Source organism: Candidatus Magnetobacterium casense, from assembly GCF_019173545.1.
Lineage (GTDB): Bacteria > Nitrospirota > Thermodesulfovibrionia > Thermodesulfovibrionales > Magnetobacteriaceae > Magnetobacterium > Magnetobacterium cryptolimnobacter.
The window spans coordinates 1-9,062 of sequence record NZ_JABXWD010000134.1; the positions used below are offsets into that span (position 1 = coordinate 1).

7 protein-coding genes and 1 pseudogene are annotated in these 9,062 nt (G+C 51.8%); 4 read left to right on the forward strand and 4 right to left on the reverse strand.

What is annotated here, in order from left to right:
• Positions 1–211: 211 nt before the first annotated feature.
• Positions 212–1,687 carry a DUF4346 domain-containing protein gene (locus HWQ67_RS08680; protein ID WP_218252289.1) on the reverse strand — a complete coding sequence of 492 codons (1,476 nt, stop codon included), beginning with the start codon at positions 1,685–1,687 and terminating at the stop codon, positions 212–214.
• 170 nt (positions 1,688–1,857) lie between these two features.
• Positions 1,858–2,031, reverse strand: a pseudogene (locus HWQ67_RS20495) (type II toxin-antitoxin system HicB family antitoxin); the annotation flags it as partial.
• A gap of 106 nt (positions 2,032–2,137) precedes the next feature.
• Between HWQ67_RS20495 and HWQ67_RS08690 the strand changes: the two are divergent.
• From HWQ67_RS08690 to HWQ67_RS08705, 4 genes are all read left to right on the forward strand, one after another.
• Positions 2,138–2,446, forward strand: coding sequence for a type II toxin-antitoxin system HicB family antitoxin (locus HWQ67_RS08690; RefSeq protein WP_218252291.1), 309 nt, complete (start codon positions 2,138–2,140; stop codon positions 2,444–2,446).
• A gap of 3 nt (positions 2,447–2,449) precedes the next feature.
• On the forward strand, positions 2,450–2,701 hold the full coding sequence (locus HWQ67_RS20500) for a type II toxin-antitoxin system HicA family toxin (RefSeq protein ID WP_218252292.1): 252 nt from the start codon (positions 2,450–2,452) through the stop codon (positions 2,699–2,701).
• 513 nt (positions 2,702–3,214) lie between these two features.
• Entirely contained in the window at positions 3,215–4,237 is a 1,023-nt protein-coding gene (hemE, locus tag HWQ67_RS08700; protein WP_218252293.1) for a uroporphyrinogen decarboxylase, read from the forward strand.
• Between the two features lie 261 nt (positions 4,238–4,498).
• Positions 4,499–5,845, forward strand: coding sequence for a serine/threonine-protein kinase (locus HWQ67_RS08705; protein WP_218252294.1), 1,347 nt, complete (start codon positions 4,499–4,501; stop codon positions 5,843–5,845).
• Positions 5,846–5,851: 6 nt separating this feature from the next.
• On the opposite strand, the gene HWQ67_RS08710 is transcribed toward HWQ67_RS08705, so the two are convergent.
• Both HWQ67_RS08710 and HWQ67_RS08715 read right to left on the reverse strand, forming a co-directional pair.
• Positions 5,852–7,015 carry a sensor histidine kinase gene (locus tag HWQ67_RS08710; RefSeq protein WP_218252295.1) on the reverse strand — a complete coding sequence of 388 codons (1,164 nt, stop codon included), beginning with the start codon at positions 7,013–7,015 and terminating at the stop codon, positions 5,852–5,854.
• A 135-nt stretch (positions 7,016–7,150) separates the two neighbouring features.
• Positions 7,151–9,062 (reverse strand): ATP-binding protein (locus HWQ67_RS08715; protein ID WP_218252296.1); only part of this gene is annotated, 1,912 nt, incomplete at its 5' end.

Consider the following 9,062-nt stretch of genomic DNA (forward strand, 5'->3'; position numbering starts at 1 on the left):
GTGGCTTCGTCAAAGAAAGAATGGGGGCTTCGCCCCCTACCCCCTACAAGAAGGGCGGCTCCGCCCCCTCCTTGACCTCCCCTGCAAGGGGACCAGTCCCCTTGACCCCCGTTTATCTTACCCACCAAAAGTTTATGCACCCTTGTATTTCATGGTAGCACAAGAAAGAAAGGGGCGGTTTGTGGCAGGGGTGCCTCACCCCCTCCGCTTCTTATTCTTTTCCCTTAAGTTTCTGTTCTGCCTGTTGCAGTTGCCTTCCGATGTAGATGGCGTGACCGATGTCTGAGATGGCGTGGTCGCGTTTTAGCTCGTACTGAATGCGTTCCGCCTTCTTGCTCCTGTACCGGGCGATAACGCTGCCCTCATAGATGTGACTTACCACGATGAAACCGTCCTCTACGCCAACGTCAAACTGCCCGTGTGGATCTGGGGTGAACTCAAACCGCTTCTCCTTCTCCCCGACGACCCCTGAGATGCGTTCGTAGTCGGCGGTGTTGATGCTGATGGAGTGGCTTATTATCGTGATTGCCCCCGGCGGTATGCCAACGCCACTGCTGATAACGTCACGGATATTCATCAGGCCGTAAAAGTTTTGCAGCCAGGCATCCACGGCATTGTGCGTGCGGAAGACGGCATTGAGGGTCAGTCTGCTTTCTTTTTCGCTCCAGGACGCTCCTGGTTCAAACGTCCTCAGAAAGATGGAGACCAGACACGGCCTGCCCTGGTGCGTGGTGAGGTCTGATCGGGCATCCCACAGGCCGATAAAGGCACCCCTGTCCTGGGGATTGTCCCTGAGCTTTCTGATGCACTCCGATATGGCATCGACGCCAAACCAAGCGTTTATACGATTGCCGTAGTTGTATGTCTCATCGCCCCTGATATCGGGACTTAATAGCCGCTGCTGATACCGGTGAAAGGCCTCAAGGTCAAAGCCATACCGAGCCAAGAGTTCAGCGGATTCTTCGGCGGGTCTTTCGACGACGACCTTAACGTTTTGCAGCTCCTTGCGATTGCCCTTCCTGGGGCCGAGGTTGACCACGGGGGCAAAGCGATGCAGGCAAAAGATAAGCTCCTTCCACGCCTCCAGGGGCGTCTCCCTGATGATCGTAAACCCCCTGTGATTGCACGGAAAAGATGCCACCTGCGGCTCTACCAGTTCGATCCTGACCCTCTCCGTATCGGCCATACCGCAGTTGCCAAGGTCGGTGGTGCTAAAGAATTCCCCAAGCCTCCTGGCAAAATCGGTTTCGTTTATGTCACCCAGGGAAATCACAGTCGGTGGATGTTTGAATAGTTCCGGGGACAGTCGGGCATCAATCAGGCGTCTGGTGCCTATGATCCTGTTGTGTTGTACCCCCAGGGCGGTATGCGCCTCAACGCCTCGCGCAAAGAACGCCTCCAGTTCCTGCCGTGAGCCGGAGCGATCGTTGCCGCAGACCAGGAGGTGGGTAAGTTGCGGATTGTGCAGGAGGTTGACCAGGAGGTGTTTGAGACCGTTCCCGTAGAGGTTGCCAAAGACGGCGATTGGTGAGGTGTCAGGGGCAAGGTCGATGCCCCATTCCTCAAACCTCCTGCGCACCCTGGAGCGTTCAGACCACAACGTGACAACCCCCACACAGCCGCAGGGATTTACAATATCCAGTGACTCCCTGAAGTACAGGGGTTGAAAGTCATTTTTATCGTTCAAGACAGTCTATCCCGCTCTGTTTAGTGTGGTATTGGGTATCCTCTAAAAAAAGCATGGTAAAAGATTTAGTAGGAAGGGGTCAAGGGGACTGGTCCCCTTGCAGGGGGTTCTGAAGGGGGGCGGAGCCGCCCCTTTCTTTCTTTTGCTACCATGAAATATAAAGAAGATACTGGTATTGGTTCGTTGTGTTTTTGGAGGCTCTCAAGATAGCCTTTTATAGCGTCCTTTATATTTACAATTGCCTCCTGGCGGGTTTTGCCCTGTGAGATACACCCAGGCAGGGTAGGGCATTGGGCTACAAACATACAATCCTCGTCCTGCTCAATACGGATACGAAACCTCATTGTTTAACCTCCGTTTCTTGCTTATCGCACATATCGTAATCTAACAAATGCCCTTAGACCCTGTCAATTTAGCGTTAAAATTCTTTAATGCGATTGCCCTGAGAGGGTGACTAAGAAGCTTGACACGGTGATGGTTATGAGGTACAATAAAGTCATGTCTAATCACACCATAAGATTACATAAAAACAGGCCTTATAATTTTACCGTGGTACTCGAGCCGGACGAAGACGAATGGTTTGTCTATTGCCCTCTGTTAAGGAGCGAAGGGGCCGTTACTTGCGGACGTACTCCGACGGAAGCCATAAAAAATATCCAGGATGTACTGGAAATGATAGTAGAAGAGTTCATCGTGGACGGCAGAGAAATACCTGAAAATGAAACTGATGTGGAGATAAAAACGGTCGTCTCTGTTTGATTGATGTCCCTTGACTACAAACGCCTTAGGAGTCTTACAGCTCAGGTTATCATTCATGCTCTTTTAAAAGATGGCTTCTATTTGCGTCACCAAAGCGGTAGCCACCAACGCTATTACCATGCAGACGGTCGAAAAGTAACCGTTCCCTATCACACTCCAAGTCAGACTTTTAAGCTCAAAACTCTGAAAGCTATTATTGAAGAGCAAGCTCGCTGGACAGATGAAGATTTAAAAAGGCTGAAAATTATCAGATAATACTTCTCAACGCATTCGGTAAGACGCTATACAGGTGAAGTTTTGGTCATCGAACACTCGCAACGCCGATGCCTCGACAAACACGATGCAGGCTACGCCGAATCATAATATCCGCCTTACATCCAGGAATTCCCGTGCCCCCCTTGGCATCCATTAAATGTTATCACTTTTGAATAGCAGTGGTACCACATAGCGGTTGGCGACGCGACCGTTGGGTTTACCACATAATATAGGTATCCTCTTTAAAAAGCAGGGGTAATTTTTATTTCACGGTAAAAGGCATGGATTCCTGCTTTCGCAGGAATGACAGTTACAGCCGTTTTCCAAGTTTGTCATTCCTGGCTTGACCAGGAATCCAGGATGCGTAAAAGTATAGTTACCATGAAATATAAAGAAGATACATTTCAACTATAGATAGCTGAATTATTACCTTCTTTCTTTTTTTCTTGATTATGTTACAATACGTGATGGAGTTTGTCCTGTTAAAATATCTATGACGTAGGGAGCGTACTTATGAATGATGTGTTTTTGAGGGCATGCAGAGGGGAGAAGACCCCCTTTACACCAATATGGATCATGAGACAGGCGGGTCGCTATCTGCCACAATATCAGAAGATACGTGCCGACGTTGATTTCCTGACCCTGTGCAAGACCCCTGAGCTGGCCGCCACGGTCACCAGGCAACCCGTAGACATACTGGGCGTGGATGCCGCAATCCTGTTTTCGGACATCCTCATCCCTGCCGAAAAAATGGGCATGGAGCTGCATTTCCCCGAAACCGGCGGCCCCGTCTTTAATAACCCCGTCAGAAACATCGCCGATGCTAATACCCTAAGGGTCATACAACCACAGGAGGATGTCCCATACGTATTAGAGACAATCAAGCTACTCGTTGCCGACCTGAGTGTGCCGCTGATTGGCTTTGCCGGAGCGCCATTTACCGTCCTGACGTACATGGTCGAGGGGGGCAGCTCAAAACACTTCATACACACCAAAAAAATGATGCACACCAACCCCAACCTCTTTAACGCCATCATGGGGACGATAACCCAGAGCACGATTGCCTATCTTACGGCGCAGGTGGAGGCGGGCGTCCATGCCCTCCAGCTATTTGACTCGTGGGCGGGCGTGCTCTCTGCCACGGACTACAAAAACTGGGTCTTCCCATACGTGAAAAAGACGCTCAACGCACTGAAACCACTCGGTGTACCGATCATATACTTTGTCAACAACTGTGCCGGTATCCTGCACATAGCCGCAGACTCCGGGGCCGACGTCATCGGCGTAGACTGGCGCATAGACATAGACGACGCCATCAACCGATCAAAGCAGATGCCAATCCAGGGCAACCTTGACCCGTGTATACTGTTTTCGACCAGACCATACATCCAGATCGCTGCCAAGTCGATAGTCCTCAAGGCATCCCAGGCCAAGGGGCACATCTTCAACCTCGGACACGGTATACTGCCCGAAACACCCGTAGACAACGTCAAGGCCCTCGTTGATACCGTACACGAAGTAAGCCTGCGCAAATGACTCGGTGGCCACAAATTTGAACGCAACCATGATATTTGATTGACAAAATAATGGGGTCAAGGGGGCTGGCCCCCTTGCAGGGGGTTCTGAAGGGGGCCAGGAGCGCATTGAGCCGGGGGGCGCTGCCCCCTCCTGGAGCGACAAGAAGCGGAGCCGCCCCTTTCTTTCTTCTATTCAGGCAATTTTGATACCCGAAAAAACTCGAATCCGATCAGTATACTTAAAAAAAACAGGTCTTGTCAAAAGAGGTGCTACTTTGCTATGTTAAACGTAGCATATGAAAACAGAGGTATTATGGGTACAAAACACATCTTTAGAATAGGCAAGTACGACCTCAAGGAAGAGATAGGCCGTGGGGGAATGGGGATAGTATATCGCGGCGTGGACCCTTACATAAACCGTGAGGTAGCGATAAAGGTTGCCAATGCCGAAAACATGCACGACAGCGAAAACGCCAACCGCTACAGACGCATGTTCTTCAACGAGGCTCGGTGTGCCGGGATACTCGACCACCCCAATATAGTCCACGTCTATGACGCCGGCATAGAGATAAAGCACTGTTACCTTGTCATGGAGTTTGTCAGGGGCGCCAAGAGCCTCAAGGACTACTGCAAGCCCGATAAGCTGCTGCCCAGGGAAAAGGTCATCGAAATCATCTTTAAGTGCTGCAAGGCGCTTGACTATGCCCACAACCTGGGAATCATCCACCGGGACATCAAGCCGGGCAATATCATGATGACCGAAGACCTCGACGTCAAGATCGGCGATTTTAGCATCGCCCAACTCAACAAGACCGACGTCACGCAGGTAGGCGGCCTGATGGGTTCTCCGCAGTACATGTCCCCGGAGCAGATCAAGGAGGAGGAGTTGACCAACCAAACCGACCTGTACTCCCTGGGCGTGGTTATGTACGAGTTGCTGACGGGGATGCCGCCCATGAAAGCCGATAACCTCTCAAGCCTGATCCTGAAGATAATCAACGACGACCCACTACCCATGCATGTCTACAAGCCCGATATGCCGGAAGTCCTGGAGATGATAGTGAAAAAGGCCATCAATAAAAACCCCCAGCAACGCTACCCCCGTGGCATCGACTTTGCCGCAGACCTGGTAGGTGCCATGAAGAGCCTCAAACATGCCGACAGGGTTATCAAGGAACAGGTGCGGCATGAGATGCTCAGAAAGCTGGAATTCTTCAATGGTTTTTTTAACTCCGAGCTGTCCGAAGTCATGCGAGCCAGCTCGTGGGTCGAGCACCCCGCAAATGACCCCATCATCACCGAAGGCGATATCGATGACTCCTTCTTTATAATCGTATCGGGACAGGTGCAGGTCAAAAAGGGCGACAGACCCCTGGTAATCCTCAAGGCGGGCGATTGCTTCGGTGAGATGGGCTTTATCACCAAGGCCAAACGCTCTGCAAGCATCATCTCCGCCACCGACGTGACACTGCTCAAGATCAGCGGGACGATGATCGACAGGACGTCGCCACAGTGTCAGATACGGTTTAACAAGATGTTCCTCAAGACCCTCATAACACGCCTGTCACGGACAAGCGATGACCTGTCAAAGATGCAGAAAGAAACTCCGTTGACGACATCCCCGTAGCCGTGCCTATGTACCCGTTGTAAGGGGCAGGGTGATGACAAACTCCACACCGACCTGCGTGTTCGATACGGATATCGCCCCTTCCATCTTCCCCTCTACGATGGCCCTTGACATGTACAGCCCTATCCCCGTGCCGCCATCCCCCTTGGTCGTGACGTATGGCTCAAATAGCCTGTTGAGCACGGACGGGTCAATCCCACCCCCATTATCGCACAGACGCACGACCACCTTGTCGTCAACACCCTCAATGTCAACCGTGATCCACCCCTCATAGGCAGTATTTTCGTTCTTTTTGTGTCCCTTGATGGCATCCCGGCTGTTGTTTATGAGGTTGAGGATTACCTGCTTGAACTCGTTGATATATCCGCTTGAATACAGCTCAAGTGTCCTGGGGAAATTTAAGCGTAATGCGACGTTGTCCTTCTTCAGTTGGTCGGAGAAGAGGGCGGCCACGTCATAGAAGGCCTCCGCAACGCTAAACGTATTCTTGTGGTGGGAGGGCTTGAGGAAATTCTGGAAGTCAGACACCGTCTGAGACATGTGTTTGATCAGCGCCATGCCCTGTGCAACCGATTGTTCAATGTACTGCTTATCAAGCTCACCCGTATCAAAGGCAATCTCCATATCCTGTATGGTGAGGCTGAGGGCATTTAGTGGCTGCTTCCACTGATGGGCAATGGCGCCAATCATCTCACCCATCGCCGCCATCTTGGACTGCTGTACCAGCATCTGTTCATCAAGGCGGCGTCTATCAACTTCCTCCTGCACCCTACGCTCCAGCGCCTTCTGCAGGCTATACAGGTTCAGATGCGTCTGAATCCGTGCGACAACCTCTTCACGCTGAAACGGTTTACAGACGTAGTCCACACCGCCGCTGTTAAATGCGTTGACCTTTTCGGCGATATCCGTCAACGCACTTATGAAAATAACCGGGATATCAGCCGTTGCGGGGTTGGCCTTCAATCGGCGGCAGACCTCATAGCCATCCATATGGGGCATCATGATATCGAGCAACACCAGCTCCGGCCTGACCTTCACCACCACCTCAAGGGCATTTACGCCATCCGTGGCAAAGGATAACTTATAGTGCTCCATTAATATCTGCCGCAGCAGTTGTCTGTTGCCAGGCTCATCATCTACAATCAATACGCCGTACTTGTTCTCTGACATAATATCATCCTTAGTGGGTAGTCCAACCTTAAGAGAAGAAGGAGGGGGCGGCTCCGCCCCCCCTCACCCCCCTGCAAGGGGTCACGGACCCCTTGACCCCATTATACCTTGTTTGTAGCCTATGCACAATCTTCATCACTCTACGTCTATTTCCAAAGTCCTGGCAAATTGTACCGTCTGAAGCCTTGCCCCGACAAAGTTCAGTTCCTGGACATATCTCTTGATCTGTGCGATTTGCTCTACACCGACATGCCGCTGCAACTCAATTAGCAACGGTTCCACCTCATCGGGGGAATATAGTTCAAAGGTCTGCATCATCCGCCTTAGGATATCCCTTATCACAGACATGTCCGGTTCAGCCCCGACCTGTGCTGCGACCTGAACCTGCATGTCCCGGAACCTGTCAACGGCGCCGACAACCCTGTCAAGTGCATCCCCGAGTTGCCCCAACAACGCCCTGACCTGGTCAATGTGTTGCTCCCTGAGGGCACGCTCAACCTTATGACAGACCCCATACACCTGCGGCATCGCCAGATTACCCGACACCCCCTTGATGGCATGTACGACCCTCGTTGCAGACTCTATGTCGTTATCCTCAACGAGTGAGGATATGCCCTGGACTGCGTTGCCGTACTTGTGCGAAAATTCCCTCAAGGCCTCCGCATAGACCTTGGGGTCCATCCATGTCTCTATCCCTTTTTCCACGTCTATGCCCTCAAGTAATAACAATTTATCTGACAGAGATGTCTCCTGTTCAACCAACGGTTTAACGGACACCTGCCCAACCCCCTTGGGAGTTATCTCTTCTATTGTATCAAAAAGTTGCCCGAATTGAACAGGCTTACCAATAACGGCATCAATCCCCTTGTGTACATAGGTTGAGCGCTCTTCCTCCATCACGCTTGCCGTCAGTGCGATAATGGGTATATGTCTGTCAGAAGATTGACCCTCCAGTGTGCGTATATGCTGCGTGGCCTCCAGACCATCCATCCGTGGCATCTGGATATCCATCAGGATGATGTCAACGTCATCACTCTTAAAGCGTTCAACGGCCTCGATGCCATCTCTGGCTACCACTACGGTATGCCCCTGATGCTCCAGACGGGTTTTTAACAAGACGATGTTTTCATCAATGTCCTCGGCCACCAGTATGCGAAATGCCCTGTGTGGCCTGCTCTGCCGGATGCCGTCACCGGCGCCATCTGCACCCTGAACCGGGTACTGTGAATATTTATCCGTTCGTTTTACGTCAACAATAAAGTGAAAGACGCTCCCCTTACCCGGTTCGCTTTCGACCCAGATGCGGCCACCCATCATCTCAACCAACTGCTTGGATATCGTCGTGCCAAGTCCGGTGCCACCGAATCGTCGGGTCATTGAGCCGTCTGCCTGGGTAAATGCCTCAAATATCCCCTCCAGCCTCTCAGCGGGTATACCGATCCCCGTGTCGGTGATGGCAAAGTGTATGAAGTCGCCCTCTGTGTGTGGACGTACCTCTATGCTGACGCTGCCTCGTTCGGTGAACTTGATGGCATTACCTGCGAGATTTATGATTATCTGTCTGAGGCGCAGGGGGTCGCCTGTGAAGTTACCGGCGAGGGTTGGGGCGATGTTGTGCTTGAAATCAAGCCCCTTTTCTCGTACATTGACTTCAAACATCTGATACACGCTCCGTAGCAGGTCGTTGAGGTTGAAGGGTTTTAGTTCCAGGGTCATCTTACCACTTTCCATCTTGCTGACGTCCAGGATGTCGTTTATCAACCCCAGCAGGGCACGTGCCGACTTCCGTGCAATGCCAAGGTACTGCCTGTCCGTTTCCGAGAGATTGTAGCCATCCAGTACCAGTTCTAGGAAGCCCAGTATGGAGTTCATGGGGGTTCTGATTTCGTGGCTCATGTTGGCCAGAAATGCGGACTTGGCCTTGTCGGAAGCCTCGGCGGCCTCCTTGGCGGCAGCAAGCTCTGCCGTGCGCTGACGGACACGTAGCTCCAGGTCATCGTAGGCGCTCTTGAGGCTTGCCTCTGCCTTGTTGCGTTGCACGATTTCC